The organism is Georgenia yuyongxinii (assembly GCF_006352065.1).
In the GTDB taxonomy this organism is placed as follows: Bacteria; Actinomycetota; Actinomycetes; order Actinomycetales; family Actinomycetaceae; genus Georgenia; species Georgenia yuyongxinii.
The window spans coordinates 567194-582015 of sequence record NZ_CP040915.1; the positions used below are offsets into that span (position 1 = coordinate 567194).

Annotated in this window: 15 protein-coding genes; 10 read left to right on the plus strand and 5 right to left on the minus strand. The window is 73.0% G+C overall.

Features of this window, described 5'->3' with window-relative positions:
• The first annotated feature begins 4 nt into the window (after nucleotides 1–4).
• Both FE374_RS02615 and FE374_RS02620 read left to right on the plus strand, forming a co-directional pair.
• A complete protein-coding gene (locus FE374_RS02615) occupies nucleotides 5–367 on the plus strand; it encodes a response regulator (RefSeq protein ID WP_139931269.1) in 363 nt (120 codons plus the stop codon).
• Entirely contained in the window at nucleotides 364–858 is a 495-nt protein-coding gene (locus tag FE374_RS02620) for a hypothetical protein (RefSeq protein ID WP_139927110.1), read from the plus strand. Before FE374_RS02615 ends, FE374_RS02620 begins: the two co-directional genes overlap by 4 nt.
• Nucleotides 859–997: 139 nt before the next feature.
• On the opposite strand, the gene FE374_RS02625 is transcribed toward FE374_RS02620, so the two are convergent.
• The 3 genes from FE374_RS02625 to FE374_RS02635 form a co-directional block, all read right to left on the minus strand.
• Nucleotides 998–1924, minus strand: a complete 927-nt coding sequence (locus FE374_RS02625; RefSeq protein ID WP_139927111.1) for an SGNH/GDSL hydrolase family protein — start codon at nucleotides 1922–1924, stop codon at nucleotides 998–1000.
• A 140-nt stretch (nucleotides 1925–2064) separates the two neighbouring features.
• The gene (locus FE374_RS02630) at nucleotides 2065–3525 is read right to left on the minus strand and encodes a glycoside hydrolase family 15 protein (RefSeq protein WP_139927112.1); all 1461 of its coding nucleotides are present in this window, start codon (nucleotides 3523–3525) and stop codon (nucleotides 2065–2067) included.
• An 86-nt stretch (nucleotides 3526–3611) separates the two neighbouring features.
• The gene (locus tag FE374_RS02635; protein ID WP_139927113.1) at nucleotides 3612–4172 is read right to left on the minus strand and encodes a COG4315 family predicted lipoprotein; all 561 of its coding nucleotides are present in this window, start codon (nucleotides 4170–4172) and stop codon (nucleotides 3612–3614) included.
• 253 nt (nucleotides 4173–4425) lie between these two features.
• On the opposite strand from FE374_RS02635, the gene FE374_RS02640 reads away from it, so the two are divergent.
• The 3 genes from FE374_RS02640 to groL all read left to right on the plus strand — a co-directional run bounded on the left by FE374_RS02640 (nucleotide 4426) and on the right by groL (nucleotide 7632).
• The gene (locus tag FE374_RS02640) at nucleotides 4426–5004 is read left to right on the plus strand and encodes an RNA polymerase sigma factor (RefSeq protein ID WP_221934847.1); all 579 of its coding nucleotides are present in this window, start codon (nucleotides 4426–4428) and stop codon (nucleotides 5002–5004) included.
• On the plus strand, nucleotides 4997–5800 hold the full coding sequence (locus tag FE374_RS02645; protein ID WP_139927115.1) for a hypothetical protein: 804 nt from the start codon (nucleotides 4997–4999) through the stop codon (nucleotides 5798–5800). Before FE374_RS02640 ends, FE374_RS02645 begins: the two co-directional genes overlap by 8 nt.
• Before the next feature lie 203 nt (nucleotides 5801–6003).
• Nucleotides 6004–7632, plus strand: coding sequence for a chaperonin GroEL (gene groL, locus FE374_RS02650; protein WP_139927116.1), 1629 nt, complete (start codon nucleotides 6004–6006; stop codon nucleotides 7630–7632).
• A gap of 440 nt (nucleotides 7633–8072) precedes the next feature.
• Here groL and FE374_RS02655 read toward each other — a convergent pair whose 3' ends face one another.
• Nucleotides 8073–8951 (minus strand): universal stress protein, encoded by an 879-nt coding sequence (locus FE374_RS02655; protein ID WP_168205550.1) that lies wholly within the window; start codon nucleotides 8949–8951, stop codon nucleotides 8073–8075.
• A 214-nt stretch (nucleotides 8952–9165) separates the two neighbouring features.
• On the opposite strand from FE374_RS02655, the gene FE374_RS02660 reads away from it, so the two are divergent.
• Nucleotides 9166–9429: a hypothetical protein gene (locus FE374_RS02660; protein WP_139927118.1), complete on the plus strand. Its 264-nt coding sequence runs from the start codon at nucleotides 9166–9168 to the stop codon at nucleotides 9427–9429.
• A gap of 148 nt (nucleotides 9430–9577) precedes the next feature.
• Here the strand turns inward: FE374_RS02660 and FE374_RS02665 are convergent, their stop codons facing one another.
• Nucleotides 9578–10351, minus strand: a complete 774-nt coding sequence (locus FE374_RS02665) for an IclR family transcriptional regulator (protein ID WP_139927119.1) — start codon at nucleotides 10349–10351, stop codon at nucleotides 9578–9580.
• A gap of 150 nt (nucleotides 10352–10501) precedes the next feature.
• On the opposite strand from FE374_RS02665, the gene FE374_RS02670 reads away from it, so the two are divergent.
• The 4 genes from FE374_RS02670 to FE374_RS02685 all read left to right on the plus strand — a co-directional run bounded on the left by FE374_RS02670 (nucleotide 10502) and on the right by FE374_RS02685 (nucleotide 14544).
• On the plus strand, nucleotides 10502–11761 hold the full coding sequence (locus tag FE374_RS02670) for an FAD-dependent monooxygenase (protein ID WP_139927120.1): 1260 nt from the start codon (nucleotides 10502–10504) through the stop codon (nucleotides 11759–11761).
• Nucleotides 11762–11849: 88 nt separating this feature from the next.
• Complete coding sequence (locus FE374_RS02675) at nucleotides 11850–12917, plus strand: cupin domain-containing protein (RefSeq protein ID WP_230977371.1); 1068 nt, start codon at nucleotides 11850–11852, stop codon at nucleotides 12915–12917.
• On the plus strand, nucleotides 12914–13744 hold the full coding sequence (locus FE374_RS02680) for a fumarylacetoacetate hydrolase family protein (RefSeq protein WP_139927122.1): 831 nt from the start codon (nucleotides 12914–12916) through the stop codon (nucleotides 13742–13744). Before FE374_RS02675 ends, FE374_RS02680 begins: the two co-directional genes overlap by 4 nt.
• Nucleotides 13741–14544: a maleylpyruvate isomerase family mycothiol-dependent enzyme gene (locus FE374_RS02685; protein ID WP_139927123.1), complete on the plus strand. Its 804-nt coding sequence runs from the start codon at nucleotides 13741–13743 to the stop codon at nucleotides 14542–14544. Before FE374_RS02680 ends, FE374_RS02685 begins: the two co-directional genes overlap by 4 nt.
• Nucleotides 14545–14822 lie beyond the last annotated feature (278 nt).

The following is a 14822-nucleotide window of genomic DNA, read 5'->3' on the forward strand; positions in this document are numbered from 1 at the left end:
GGACATGAAGGTGCTGGTGGCCGACGACAGCAAGGTCATGCGCCGCATCGTCATCCGCGCCCTGCGCCAGGCGGGCTACGACGGCTGGGAGGTGGTCGAGGCCGGCGACGGCGCGGAGGCGCTGCGGATCGCCCAGCGCGAGCAGCTCGACCTCATCCTCACCGACTGGAACATGCCCGAGCTCTCCGGCCTGGACGTGCTCAACGCGCTGCGGGCGAGCGGCTCCACCGTGCCGGTGGGCTTTGTGACGTCCGAGGGCTCCTCGCAGATGCGTCAGCTCGCCGAGGACTCCGGGGCGCAGTTCCTCATCGCCAAGCCATTCGCCGCCGAGACCTTCCGCGACGTGCTGGAGCCGTTGCTCGGATGATCGCCGACGAGCCCACACCCCTGCCCGGCACCAAGGACATCCGCGAACTGCTGCGCGGGATGCTCGGCCGGGACGTCGAGATCACCGGGTCGATCGACGCCCTGACCCCGGCGACCCCCGGTGGGGTGGTGGTGGGCGTGTACACCAAGTCCGGGCTGCGGACCGCGGCCCTGGTGGCGCTGGACCTGCCGCTCGCCGCCCGGGCGGCGGCCGCGCTCGCGTTGCTGCCCTCGCGCAATGCCGAGGCGGCCATCGGCAACCAGTACTTGCCTGAGACGCTGATGGAGAACGTGGGGGAGATCCTCAACGTCATGGCGTCCCTGCTCAACGCCGACGGCGCCCCGCACGTGCGCCTCAACCGCGTGCACGGGCCCACGGAGCTGTTGCCCGCGGACATCGCGACGATCCTGCGGGTGTACGGGCCGCGCATCGATACCGGGGTGCAGATCCGCGGTTACGGTGACGGCGGGGTCGGCGTCGTCGTCCCCTGACCCCTGAGCCAATCGCGCGAGATGTCATCTTCTCCGCGAGATGTCATCTCTTCGGTGAGACTTCAAGTTGTCCGCGAGATGTCACCTCTTCGGTCGCATGTCGTCCCCGGGACCCCAGCCACAGCTCAACGCCCGCAGCTCACGCCCGCGGCTCCTGGACGAGGATGACGGCGCCCGGTTCCGGCCGTTTGGGCTGCCGCGCGTCGCCGGAGGAGCGGCCACGCAGCCGGCGCACCGCCCACGGGCCGGCGTACTGCCGTACCCAGCCGAGGTCGCCGCGCCATCGCGCCGCGCGGGCCACCGGCGGCAGGGGCGTGAGCGGGTCCTCCCAGGACGGGTCGTCCGCGCCGAGGCCCAGGGCAACCAGGGCGGCTTGCGTCACCCGCTCGTGCCCGCCGGTGGTGAGATGGATCCGGTCCGGTGCCCACATGCGCCAGTCCTGCAGGGCGCGCAGGCCCCACACGTCGACCACGTGAGCGCCGTGCCGCCGGGCGACCGACCACACGTGCGCGTTGAACACCGCCACCCGGCTGCGGGTGGTCCGCAGCGGGGTAGCGCGCGTGTCCATCCCGGTGGCGAGCAGCACGTCGCAGCCGGCCGCGCGGACCTGCCGCACCGCCCGCTCGAGCAGGGCGGCGAGCGCGTCGGGGTCTGCGCCCGGGCGGAGCAGGTCGTTGCCGCCCCCGACCAGGCTGATGAGGTCCGGCGCGTGAGCCAGCGCGGCCGGTAGCTGCTCCTCGACGATCTCGCCGAGAAGCCTGCCGCGCACGGCCAGGTTGGCGTACTCGACCGGCCCGGCGCCGGCGGCCGCGCGGCGCTCGGCGAGCCGCTGGGCGAGGAGGTCTGCCCAGCCGCGCGGGCTCTGGCCGACCGGGTCGACGTCCCACAGTCCCTCGGTCATCGAGTCGCCGAGCGCGACGTAGCGCCGCCACGGCGGCACCGCGAGGGTGCCGGGAGGCTGGGGCCTGCTGGTCGGTACCGGGGCGGCGCCGGCGGCGCCCGCCGGTGGTGCGGGTGTTGCCACCGGTGCCTCGGCGCCCGGGCTCGGGGCGGCGGGAGATGTCATCCACCGATCATCCAACGGATGGCCAGGCCCGCACGCGATGACATCTCGCCGAGAACCCGGCCCGCACGCGATGACATCTCACGGAGAAGATGACATCTCACGGAAAAGTTGACATCTCACGGGGGAGCGTGGGAGGGGGGCTAGAGGGCGCCCGCGTCCTCGAGGGCGGCGACGGCGAGCACCACGTTCGCGCTGGACCAGCTCAGCGGGGCGACGGCGGCCGGTGCACCGTTGGCGAGCACCTTCTCCGGGATGGCCCCGGAGCCGGTGCGGTGCGCGCTCACCCAGTCCAGCCACGCTGCGGCCAGCTCATGGTGGCCGCTGCTGGCGGCGACCAGCGCGTACAGGGTGGTCTCCGGCGTCCAGGAGATCCCGTCCCGCTTCCACCCGGCACCGGGCGCCACCCCGCCCGCCGGACGCGCCATCTCGTCGACCGACGCCAGCCACGCCTCCTCCGCCCCGGGCAGGGGCGTGGTGAACGGCGGCAGTAGCATCGCCGTCGCCGCGTCCCGCCCGTTGCCACCCAGGAGCGTGGTCATGGGACCGGCGTCGCCGGCGTACCGGGTGTACCCGTCGGGCCGGAACGTCTCCTCGACGGCGGTGCGCAGCTGGGCGGCCCGCTCGGCGGCCGCGGCGGCCCGGCGGGGCTCACCGGCGTCGTCGTACAGCGTCGCCGCGTGCTCGAGCCCGGCCAGCAACGGCGCGACGGTGCCGAGGGTGAGGTCGTCCTCGCGGACCTCCCAGTAGTCCGACGACGGTGGCGGCAGGTGCGGGGCCGTGTCGGTGAGCACGAGGAGGTGGTCGACGGACCGGTCCACGAGCGGGCGGAGCTCCGTCAGCGCGGCACGGCGGGCGACCGGGTCCTCGATCGTGTCGAGCACCGTCGCGGCGGACCACAGCACCCACCCGTTGCCGTCCAGCTGGACCCCGCGGCTGTCGGGCACCCCGGAGGCGTCGGCGAGGTAGCGGGCCTGGAACCCGCCGTCGTCGGTCTGCACGTCGCGGACGAAGCCGAGCACGGCGACGGCGTCCTCGGGGTGCCCGGTGCGGGCCAGGGCCGCGGCCACGAACGAGGCGTCGCGGGGCCAGACGTAGCGCCACCGGTCGGTCCACCCGGCCACCGCCGCGCCGGGCGCGGACCGCAGGGTGCCACGCTCGTCCTCGAAGGCGGCGCCGGTGAGGGTACGGATGTCCAGCAGCGCCGACTCGACGAGGCCCTCGTAGCGGGTGCCGGCGCCGGGCAGGGTGCCGGCGGCAAGCCAGTCGCGCTGCTCGCGGGCGAGCGCCTGCGCGGCCGGGTCGTCCGCATCCGCGGCGAGCACCCGCGAGCCGGGCAGGTAGGTGGCGGGCCTCCGGGCCTGGACGTCGGCGACGGCGCCGTCCGCCTGCAGGTGCACGCCGTCGAGGTAGAGGTCGATGAACGCCTCCGTGGACTCGGTGGCCTTGAGGTGCACCGACCAGGTGGCCACCACCGCGTAGACGACGGCGGCCACGGCCCACCCGGTCCACCGACGCCGCCGCGGCCGGGCAGCGCCCGCCCGCCCCGGGTCCGGCATGGCGCGCGCCGCCTCACGAGCAGGGGCGACGGCGGTGCGGGTCATCCGCAGAGGGTAACCGGCGCGACCCCGCGGGGCCGGACCGGCCCGGGGGGCGGGCCGGTCCTGCCGTTCCGAAATGCTGGCGGCGGTCAGTACAGCGACATGCTCGTCGGGCTCGCCGCGCCCATGATGGCCTCGCCCTCGGGGCTGATGACCCACCAGACGTCGTTGACGCCCTGACCGTTCACGTCGCCCGCCGCCTTGTCCGGCGTGTAGTAGTACAGCGGCCAGTCGTTGTAGCTGGCCTGGGTCGAGCCGTCGCTGCGGGTGATCGTCCCGAGCAACGACGCGTCCACGCCGTCGCCGGCCTTGGCCTCGCCCACGACCGGCGGCCACGCTGCGAGGCACTCGCCCTCGCACACGCTCTTGCCGGGGGAGTCCTTGGTAAAGAGGTAGAGCGTCATGCCCTCCTCGTCGATCAGGAACGTGCCCAGGTCGGTCGTGGTCGTCTCGATCGTCTCGCCGCCGGCCTCACCCTCTGTGCCGGTGGTCGGCGCCTCGCTCGTGGGCGCTTCCGCCGTCGTCGTCTCCTCGGCAGTGGGAGACTCGTCTGCGGTGGAGCCGGCGTCGTTGCCGCCCCCACCGCAGGCGGTCAGCAGGCCGACGGCGAGCACGGCCGCCGTCGTGGTCAAGCCGGTTCGTACGCGCATGATCCCCTCCGGAAGGTCCCAGATGTGGCGGAGACCAGGGCAGCCCCCGCGTGAAGACCCGTCGGTGGTACGGGCGGACGACGCGGCGGGATTGCGGAGTGCCGCGACGCCGGTCGACGAGGACGCATCTGCCGACGGGTCGGCGGCCAGTGGGTCGGCCGCATCCGCGCCGGCCGCCCCCGTCCCGGCGCCTGCGGCGCACGTCACCCGTGCGACGTCAATCCCCTCGGCGGGTGCGGCCGTACCTGGAGGTGTGCACCTGTACTCGCGGACCGACCGCGCCGCCGATGCCGCGCTCGCCGCTGGCCTCGCGCTGGACGACGAGCAGGCGGCCGCCGCGTTCGTGCGCCGGTTCCAAGGGCCGGTGTACGGCCTGGCACTCTCGATCACCCGCGATCCCGCGCTCGCCGAGGACGTCAGCCAGGAGGTCTTCATCCGCGCCTGGCGGGCGGCCGCGAGCTACGACGTGCGCCGGGCCTCGGTGCTCACCTGGCTGCTGACCATCACCCGCAACGCGGCCATCGACGCGGTCCGCATGCGCCGCGCGATCCCGACCGAGGGTGAGGAGCTCGAACAGATCCTCGCCGAGACCATGCGACCACCGGAGACGGAGGCCACTGCCCTGCGTAACCTCGAACGCGAGCTCGCCGTGCAGCACCTGCGTGAGCTGCCGCCCGAACAGGCACGGGCGGTGGTGCTCGCCGTCATCGGCGGATGCACCGCCCTCGAGGTGAGCAGGCACGAGGGCATCCCGCTCGGCACCGCCAAGACCCGCATCCGCACCGGCCTGCGCCGCGTGCGTCAGCAGCTGAAGGAGGTTCACCGTGACTGAGCCACATCCCGACGCGGACGTCCTCCTCGACCTCGCGCTCGGTGATCTCCCTGAGCCCGACCGCGGCCGGCTCATGCGACACGTGCGCACCTGCGAGCGGTGCGGACCGGAGTATGCCGACATGGCTGCCGGGCTGGACCACGTCCTCGTCGCGGCGCCGCGCGCCGAGCCGTCCCCCGGCTTCGACCGGGCCGTGCTCGCGGCGATGGGCATGGCGGCGCCGCTCGCGGTCCCGGCCGTCGGGCACGACGGCGTGGCGGCGCCTACCGCTCACGGCGCGACGGCCCACACCGCTCATGGCGCGACGGCCCCCACCGTGCACGGCGCCAGCGCCGCCCCTCCCCACCGGCGCGGCAGCGTCGGACCCGGCCGGCACACCACGACGTCGGCGCCCCGGGACCGCCGCCGCCGGGCGGTCGCGCTGACGGCCGCGGTCGCAGCGGCCGTGGGAGCCTTTCTCGGCGCCATCGTCACGGCAGGCGTGCTCGGCCACGAGCCGGCCAGTGAGGTGTCCGCCGTCGGCACCGCAGTGACGACGGCGGACGGGACCCGTGTGGGCACCGTCTCCACCGGGTATGCCGAGGAGGGGGAGGTGCTCGTCGTGGAGGTGGCGGGCCGGGCCGGAGCGGTCTACGCCTGCCGGCTGGTGCACGCCGACGGGACCAGCGAGGTCGTGGGGGAGTGGACGCTGGCCGAGGACGCGGCGACGTGGGTGGTGCCCGCGCCGGCCGTCGCGGCGGACCGCCTCGAGCTCGTCGGGCAGTCCGGCGGGGTGTGGGCGAGCGCACCCCTGTAGGGGCCGTGGGTTCCCCGGAGCGCCTTGCACTCTCCGGGTGAGAGTGCCAGTATCGGGTTAGCACTCTCCCCGTGAGAGTGACAACAAACGACCGGCTGGCCGGTGAGGCCTGGGCCCGAGCGGGACATGACCGCGCGGTGTTTCCAGGTCGTCCGTCGCGGGCACCGTCCCGGCCGAAACCACCACCTAGTGGAGGAACACGCATGGCAAAGACCATCGCCTTCAACGAGGAGGCCCGTCGCGGTATGGAGCGGGGACTCAACATCCTCGCCGACACCGTCAAGGTCACCCTCGGCCCGAAGGGCCGCAACGTCGTCCTGGAGAAGAAGTGGGGCGCCCCCACGATCACCAACGACGGTGTGTCCATCGCCAAGGAGATCGAGCTCGAGGAGCCGTACGAGAAGATCGGCGCCGAGCTCGTCAAGGAGGTCGCCAAGAAGACCGACGACGTCGCGGGTGACGGCACCACCACCGCCACCGTGCTCGCCCAGGCCCTCGTCAAGGAGGGTCTGCGGAACGTCGCCGCCGGCGCCAACCCGATCGCCCTCAAGCGCGGCATCGACAAGGCCGTCGAGGCCGTGATCGAGCAGCTGTTCAAGCAGGCCCGGGAGGTCGAGACCAAGGAGCAGATCGCCGCCACGGCCGCGATCTCCGCCGGCGACCAGAACATCGGCGACCTCATCGCCGAGGCCCTGGACAAGGTCGGCAAGGAGGGCGTCGTCACCGTCGAGGAGTCCAACGCCCTGGGCCTGGAGCTTGAGCTCACCGAGGGTATGCGCTTCGACAAGGGCTACCTCTCCGCGTACTTCGTCACCGACCCCGAGCGTCAGGAGGCCGTCCTCGAGGACGCCTACGTGCTGCTGGTCGAGTCGAAGATCGCCAACGTCAAGGACCTGCTGCCGCTGCTGGAGAAGGTCATCCAGTCCGGCAAGCCGCTCGCGATCATCTCCGAGGACGTCGAGGGCGAGGCCCTGGCGACCCTGGTCGTGAACAAGATCCGCGGCACCTTCAAGTCCGTGGCCGTCAAGGCCCCCGGCTTCGGCGATCGCCGCAAGGCGATGCTGCAGGACATGGCCATCCTCACCGGTGGTCAGGTCATCTCCGAGACCGTCGGCCTCAAGCTGGAGAACGCGGACCTGTCCCTCCTGGGCCGCGCCCGCAAGGTCGTCGTCACCAAGGACGAGACCACCATCGTCGAGGGCGCGGGTGACGCGGACCAGATCGAGGGCCGCGTGGCCCAGATCCGCGCCGAGATCGAGAACTCCGACTCGGACTACGACCGCGAGAAGCTCCAGGAGCGTCTGGCGAAGCTGGCCGGCGGCGTCGCCGTCATCAAGGCCGGTGCCGCCACCGAGGTCGAGCTCAAGGAGCGCAAGCACCGCATCGAGGACGCGGTGCGCAACGCCAAGGCCGCCGTCGAGGAGGGCATCGTCGCCGGTGGTGGCGTGGCCCTCATCCAGGCCGCCAAGGACGCCTTTGTCAACCTCAAGCTCGAGGGCGACGAGGCGACCGGTGCGAACATCGTGCGTGTCGCGGTGGACGCCCCGCTCAAGCAGATCGCCATCAACGCCGGCCTCGAGGGTGGGGTCGTCGCCGAGAAGGTGCGCTCCCTGCCCGCGGGCCAGGGCCTCAACGCCGCTACCGGCGTCTACGAGGACCTGCTGGCGGCCGGTGTGAACGACCCGGTGAAGGTCACCCGCTCTGCTCTGCAGAACGCGGCCTCCATCGCCGGCCTGTTCCTCACCACCGAGGCCGTCGTGGCCGACAAGCCGGAGAAGGCTTCGGCCGGCGCCGGCGGTGGCGAGCCCGACATGGGCGGCATGGGCTTCTGATCCCCGCCTCCGGTCTCGGCCGGAACTGATCAGACGAAGGGCGGCACCCCACGGGGTGCCGCCCTTCGGCATGCCCGGGGCCGGGTCGGCGCCGAGCACTGTGGCTGTTCAGTCGGTGTCGCGTCGACGGCCGAGGCGTTCGGCGTTTCGTTAGCGAGCGGCGGGTGTGCGGGAAGCAGCCAGTGGCCGCCGAGCGTCCCCGGGCGGCCCGTTCCTCGATCCTGGGGGTCCTGGCCCGAACGAGATGGCCCGGATGGTCGTGTGGGTGACCAAGCTGGCCAGTTCGTTGGGCATGGGGCGGCGATCGGCCCCGGCGCCGACGTCCGGGCAGCCGAGCGCTCCACCTAGGCCCAGCGCCCAGACATCTCAGGACGGGACGGCGGCGAATCGTCGGGTCAGGTCGGTTCGATGCGCAAAGAGCACGTCGCGGCGCCACCTCCTCACACTCGAGGCGGCCCGCGCACGACGGCGACGGCGCAGTGCGCCCGCCCGATGAGGCCCTGGCTGACCGAGCCGCGCAGGACGGACGCCAGCGGGGCCAGGCCCCGGCTGCCCACCACCAGCAGACCGGCGCCGGCGGAGTAGCGCAGCAGCGCGTCGACGGGGCGGTCGTGCACGGCGTGGAAGTCGACGTCGACGGCGGGGAACTGGGCCGCGAGTTCCATGACTGCGCGCGCCAGGTGGTTGACCTCGTGCTCGGTGACGAGGCCGAGCGGCCAGGGCCGGCCGGGCCTGGCGCCGCCGGGCAGCTCCCGCCGGGTGGAGTGCACCGCACGCACCGCCACGCCGCGGCGTGTGGCGTCGTCGAGCGCGAAGGTGAGTGCCGCCGTCGAGCGCGGAGCCCGGTCGACCCCCACGACCACGGGACGGCCGGCCCCGCCCGTGGGGTGGCGGATGACCACCACCGGCCCGTGTGCGCGGGCGGCCAGGTGCCGGGAGGTGGAACCGAGCAGCTGCCCGCGCACGGCCCCGCGGCCCCGTGCCCCCACGACGACGAGCGCCGCGTGCCGGGAGGCCTCGACGAGCGTGGCCGCCGGGCGGGCCAGGCGCACCTCGCTGGTCACCGCCAGTCCCGGGTGCGTCCCGCGGGCGTGCCGCTCGGCGGCGGCGCAGATCTGCTGCCCGGTGGCGCGGGCCTCGGCGGGGGACATCAGGTCGTTGGCGACGAGGGAGTCGACCATCTCGAAGGCGTGCACGAGGTGCAGCGACGTGCCGCGTCGGACCGCCTCGGCGGCGCCCCAGTCCACCGCCAGCCCGGCCCGGGAGGAGCCGTCCACGCCCACGACGACGCCGCCGAACGGGGCGGTGGGCGCGGTCATCGCGGTCTCCTTCTGCGGTGGCTCGGCCCCGGGCGCGCGGGCCGGCGAACTGGTCCGATCAGGGCGGCGGCGAGACCGCCGTCCAGAAGGTGGGCGGTGGACCGCCGATGGATGAGACCGATCGTCGTTCCCGACACCTGTCGCGGTGACCTTGGTCATAGTGACGACGTGGCCGAGGTTCTACCCCGGCCCGGGCGTTCGCTGGGGGGAACAGATGACGCATACGGCAATCCTGCTGGTGACGGAGCGACGCGACCTGTTGGGGGTCGGGGAGCGGCTCGTGCTGGAGTTTCGGGGGGAGTGGGCGGCGGGCGCCGTCTTCGCGGAGGTGGCGCTGTGCCGGGCCGCGCTCATCCGCGCGGGGGTGCGCGCCGGGCTCGCCGCCGCCACCGAGGCGATGGCGCGAGGGCGGCTCGTGCGCCACGCGGACGCGGCCCAGGAGCTGGCGAGCGTGCTGGCGAGACGCGAGCGCAACTGACGCACCCAGGGCTGGTGTCCGGCGAACGGTGACCACCTCGCTCATGAGGTCCACCCCCCCGCCCGCGTCGCCCCGCAATCTCTGTTCCACCAGTGTCACGCGCACACGTCGTTGGGGCGAGGTGCAGGGCGGTCGGGCGGGCGTCGTCCTACGCGGCGCCCGCACCCGCGACCCCGAGCGCACGCCGCGCGTCCTGGCACGCCTGCTGCAGCCGGCTGGTGAGCTCGACCGTCTCTACGGTCGCGAACCGCGCCGTGGGCAGCGCGACCGTCAGAGCCGCGTGCACGCCGTCGACCACGCCCAGCGAGGCGCCGATCGCGGTCACCCCGGCCTCGCTCTCGTCGTGGTTGAGACCGAAACGCTGGCGCCGGACCAGCGCGAGCTCGCGGTGCAGGCCGGCCAGATCGGCGGTCGGCTCCCCGGGCCAGGGGGTGAGCCCGTCGGCGTGCAGGTTGTCGACCTCGGCCGAGGTGAGATCGGCGAGCATCGCCTTGCCGCCGGACGTGCAGTACGCGGGCATGTGGGCGCCGGTGCGCAGCCCCACGCGCAACGGCTGGGTGCCCTCGATGCCGTCGGCGAAGCGCACGTCCGCACCGTCGCGCACCATGAGGTGGACGGTCTCGCCCACCTCGGAGTACAGGCGCTCCAGGAACGGCCGCAGCCGCTCCGGCAGCGGCCGCGACGCGCCCGACCGGCCCAGGCCGAGGAGCTGGGGCCCGGGGTGATACAGGCGCCGCTCGCCCTGGACGGCGAAGCCGCGGTGGGACAGGGTGCCGAGCAGACGGTGCGCCGTCGACGCCGCCACCTCCAGCTCGCGGCCCGCCTCGGTCACGCTGAGGGTGCCGCGCTCGGCGAGGAGCGTGAGGAGTGTGAGGGCTCGGTCGACCGCCTCGATGCGGTACGGGTCACTTTTCTGCTGCACAGAATCAACGTACCGCAGGATTGCGTCGAGCGGAAGAATGGGACTATGGTCCCTTCAAGTTGTGAGGGTGGTCACGAAGGATCGCCCAGGTCGACGGCGGCCCCTCGGCCGCCAGGACACCCATCCCGTGCGCTCGAGGAGGAGACATACATGTCGACAGACCAGGTCATCATGGTCGGCGGGGGCATCGGCGGTCTCGGAGCCGCGCTCATGCTCGCCCGCGAGGGCGTCAAGGTGCGGGTGCTCGAGCGTGCACCGGAGTTCGGAGAGGTCGGCGCCGGCCTCCAGCTGGCCCCCAACATCACCCGGATGCTCGACGAGGTCGGCGTCCTGGAGAAGATCCTGCCGATGTCGGTCAAGCCCCGCCGCCTCGTGTTCATGAACGCCAAGACCGGCGAGGAGCTGTCCCACCTCGACCTGCAGGACGCCGAGCGCCGCTACGGCGGGCCCTACATCGTGCTGCACCGCAGCGACCTCCTCAACGCCCTGCTCGAGGCGGCGCAGGCGGAGGAGAACATCACCCTGCACACCGACCACAAGGTCACTGACATCGAGGACACCGGTGACGGCGTCGTCGTGCGGACCGCGGACGGCGACGAGTACACCGGGCAGCTGTTGCTGGGCGCCGACGGCCTGCACTCGGTGGTGCGCGAGGAGATCGCCGACGACGAGCCGGTGCCCTCCGGGTACGTCGCCTACCGCGGCGCGGTCCCCGTCGAGGACGTCGACCGCCGCATGGGCATGGAGGACGTCGTCGTGTGGATGGGCCCGGGCCTGCACCTGGTCCAGTACCCTGTGCGCGCCGGCAAGCTGTACAACCAGGTGGCCGTCTTCCGCAGCCAGGAGTTCCTCGACGGCAAGGAGGACTGGGGCACCCCCGAGGAGCTCGACCGCACCTACGCCGACATGTGCGAGCCGGTCCGCGTCGCCATCCCCTCGCTGCACCGGATCAACCGCTGGCCCATGGCCGACCGCAACCCGCTGCCCACCTGGACCAAGGGCCGCGTCTCCCTCCTCGGCGACGCCGCCCACGCGATGCTGCAGTACCTCGCCCAGGGCGCCGGGCAGTCCCTGCTCGACGGCGCCGCCCTGGCCCGCGCGCTGCCCACCCTCGGGAACGGGCAGTGGGACGGCGACGCCCTCGCCGGCGCCCTGCGCCAGTACGAGTCCGAGCGCGTTGCCGCCGCCGGCGCGGTGCAGTCCACCGCGCGCGTCTGGGGCGACATCTGGCACGTGGACTCCTACGTGCCGATGATCCTGCGCGACGAGGCTTTCCGCCGTCGTGACACCTACGACTACCACCTGGTGGACTGGCTCTACGGCCCGGTGCGGGCCGGGGCCGACGACGGTGCCGGGGCCGACGAGGGCGCCGAGTCCGCCGCCGAGGTCCCCACCCCCGCCCACGCCTGAGCCCGCCTGCGACACACCGCCTGAGACAAGGAGATCGACGATGACCACCACGGATCAGCCGATTGACCACGCATCGGTGCAGAATCAGATGACCCAGGGGCACAGCCCCGAGCTGGACCAGCTCTACAAGGACTTCGCCGCGGAGCACCTCAACCCGCTGTGGACCCAGCTCGACGACCTCATGCCCGAGCACCCGGCCCCCAAGGCGGTGCCGCACGTGTGGAAGTGGTCGCGGCTGTACGAGCTGGCCAAGCGCTCCGGCGACCTGGTGCCCGTGGGCCGTGGCGGCGAGCGCCGCGCCATCGGCCTGGCGAACCCGGGCCTGGGTGGGCGCCCGTACGTCAGCCCCACCCTGTGGGCCGCCATCCAGTACCTCGGCGGCAAGGAGACCGCCCCGGAGCACCGTCACGCCCAGAACGCGTTCCGCTTCGTGGTGGAGGGCGAGGGGGTGTGGACGGTCGTCAACGGCGACCCGGTCCGCATGTCGCGCGGGGACCTGCTGCTGACCCCGGGCTGGAACTTCCACGGCCACCACAACGAGACCGACCAGCCGATGGCCTGGATCGACGGCCTCGACATCCCGTTCTCGTACCAGAACGACGTGGGCTTCTTCGAGTACGGCTCCGAGCGGGTCACAGACTACGCCACCCCGAACTTCTCCCGCGGCGAGCGGCTGTGGTGCCACCCCGGCCTGCGTCCGCTCTCCGGCCTGCAGAACACCGTCTCCTCCCCGATCGGGGCCTACCGGTGGGAGTTCACCGACCGGGCGCTGACCGAGCAGCTGCTGCTCGAGGACGAGGGCCAGCCGGCCACCGTCGAGCAGGGCCACGCCGCGGTGCGCTACGTCAACCCCACCACCGGCGGGGATGTCATGCCCACCATCCGGGCCGAGTTCCACCGGCTGCGCCCGGGCGTGGAGACTGCCACGCGGCGGGAGGTCGGCTCCACGGTGTTCCAGGTCTTCGAGGGCGACGGCGCCGTGGTGATCGACGGCGCCACCCACAGCCTGGAGAAGGGCGACATGTTCGTCATCCCTTCGTGGGTGCCGTGGTCGCTCCAGGCCGAGAGCCGCTTCGACCTGTTCCGCTTCTCGGACGCCCCGATCATGGAGCGTCTGCACTTCGACCGTGTCCACATCGACGGAGGAAACCGATGAAGTTCACCACCCTGCGCCTGGGTGACCGTACCGCTGCCGCCCGCGTCGAGGGCGACACCGCCGTCGAGATCGAGGGGTACGCCGACCTCGGCGACCTGCTGCGCCGCGGCTCCCTCGACGTCGAGGCCACCGGCCCGCGCCACGACCTGGCGACGGCGGACCTCGCCCCCGTGGTGCCCTCGCCCGGCAAGATCGTGTGCGTGGGGCTGAACTACCGCAACCACATCCTGGAGATGGGTCGCGAGCTGCCGGAGTACCCGACCCTGTTCGCCAAGTACCCCGAAGCGCTCATCGGCCCGCGCGACGAGATCGTGCTGCCGCCGGAGTCGGACAAGGTCGACTGGGAGGGCGAGCTCGCCCTGGTCGTCGGCAAGACGGTCCGCCGCGCGTCCGCGCGGGAGGCCGAGGCGGCCATCGCGGGCTACGCCGTCCTCAACGACGTGACGATGCGGGACTACCAGTACCGCACGCCGCAGTGGTTCCAGGGCAAGACCTGGGAGGACACCACGCCGTTCGGTCCCGTCCTGGTCACCCCGGACGAGGTCCCGGACGACGCCGTGATGGTCACCCGCCTGGACGGCGAGGAGCTCCAGCGCACCCCGATCAACGACCTGGTCTTCTCTCCCGTCGCGCTGGTGGAGTACATCTCGACGATCTTCACCCTCAACCCGGGTGACGTCATCGCCACCGGCACCCCCGGCGGCGTGGGCCACGCCCGCAAGCCGGCGCGCTACCTCGCCGAGGGCCAGACGCTGACCACCACGATCGACGGGATCGGGGAGCTCTCCAACGTGGCCGTCAAGGCCCCCGTGGCGGCCGGCGTATGAGCACTCAGGAGGCTGCGGCCACCTGGGACGCGGAGTGGGAGGAGGAGGCCCGCGCCGAGCTGCGCCGTCGGCAAGGCCTCGGCGCCCGCTACGACGCCGAGAACGCCCCGCACCGCGAGCTCGCGTGGGCCCGCAGCGGGACGGCGTTCTTCGCCCGCAAGCTCGCCGAGCTCAGCGACGACGAGCTGGACGAGCCGACCTTGCTGCCCGGCTGGACCCGCCGCCACGTCGTCGCGCACGTCGGGTACAACGGGCGCGCCCTGACGCGGCTCACCGAGTGGGCGCGGACCGGCGAGGAGACCCCGATGTACTCCTCGCCGGAGCAGCGCAACGCTGAGATCGAGCGGGGCTCCACCCTGCCGGCCCGGGCGCTGCGCAACCTCTTCGCCCACTCCGAGGTGCACCTGAACGTGGAGTGGCGCGACCTGCCCGAGGCCGCGTGGGACGCCGAGGTGCGCACCGCGCAGGGTCGGACCGTGCCGGCACGTGAGACGGCGTGGATGCGCACCCGCGAGGTGTGGGTGCACGCCGTCGACCTGGACAGCGGCGGCAGCTTCTACGACTTCCCTCGCGACCTGCTCGAGGAGCTGCTCGCGGACGTGCTGCGCAGCTGGCAGCGCCGTGGGGAAGACGTGGCGCTGACGCTGGCGCCGACCGGGGCCGAGCAGGTGGTGGTCGGCGAGGGCGGACTCACCGTCTCCGGTGCCCTGCCGGACCTGGTGCGGTGGCTCACCGGCCGCGGCGCGCGTCGCCTGACCAGCTCGACCGGTGAGGTGCCCGAGATCCCGCGCTGGTTCTGACCCACCCCGTTTTCACCACGACATGTCAACTTCTCCGCGAGTCATAGCCGCCCCTGCGGGGCGGCCCGGCAGGGCTGGAAATGCTCGCGCGCGCTTTGTACCGTCCGATGTCGCGAGCATTTCCGGATCAGATGTCATGGGTGGGAGCCTGCGGCGTCCCGGGTGGGCGGATCGCCGGGGGTGGGCGCCGTCGGCGTGCTCGTTGGGCGCCGGGGGTGAGGGCCCACCAGTCGCGTGGGTCTGTGCGTTCTGATTGGTGAGGTTCGTCGGGGTCATGC

Coding starts and splice junctions, on each gene's coding strand:
- FE374_RS02615 (WP_139931269.1), top strand. CDS start 5: ATGAAGGTGCTGGTGGCCGACGACAGCAAGGTCATGCGCCGCATCGTC.
- FE374_RS02620 (WP_139927110.1), top strand. CDS start 364: ATGATCGCCGACGAGCCCACACCCCTGCCCGGCACCAAGGACATCCGC.
- FE374_RS02625 (WP_139927111.1), bottom strand. CDS start 1,924: ATGACATCTCCCGCCGCCCCGAGCCCGGGCGCCGAGGCACCGGTGGCA.
- FE374_RS02630 (WP_139927112.1), bottom strand. CDS start 3,525: ATGACCCGCACCGCCGTCGCCCCTGCTCGTGAGGCGGCGCGCGCCATG.
- FE374_RS02635 (WP_139927113.1), bottom strand. CDS start 4,172: ATGCGCGTACGAACCGGCTTGACCACGACGGCGGCCGTGCTCGCCGTC.
- groL (WP_139927116.1), top strand. CDS start 6,004: ATGGCAAAGACCATCGCCTTCAACGAGGAGGCCCGTCGCGGTATGGAG.
- FE374_RS02655 (WP_168205550.1), bottom strand. CDS start 8,951: ATGACCGCGCCCACCGCCCCGTTCGGCGGCGTCGTCGTGGGCGTGGAC.
- FE374_RS02660 (WP_139927118.1), top strand. CDS start 9,166: ATGACGCATACGGCAATCCTGCTGGTGACGGAGCGACGCGACCTGTTG.
- FE374_RS02670 (WP_139927120.1), top strand. CDS start 10,502: ATGTCGACAGACCAGGTCATCATGGTCGGCGGGGGCATCGGCGGTCTC.
- FE374_RS02675 (WP_230977371.1), top strand. CDS start 11,850: ATGACCCAGGGGCACAGCCCCGAGCTGGACCAGCTCTACAAGGACTTC.
- FE374_RS02680 (WP_139927122.1), top strand. CDS start 12,914: ATGAAGTTCACCACCCTGCGCCTGGGTGACCGTACCGCTGCCGCCCGC.
- FE374_RS02685 (WP_139927123.1), top strand. CDS start 13,741: ATGAGCACTCAGGAGGCTGCGGCCACCTGGGACGCGGAGTGGGAGGAG.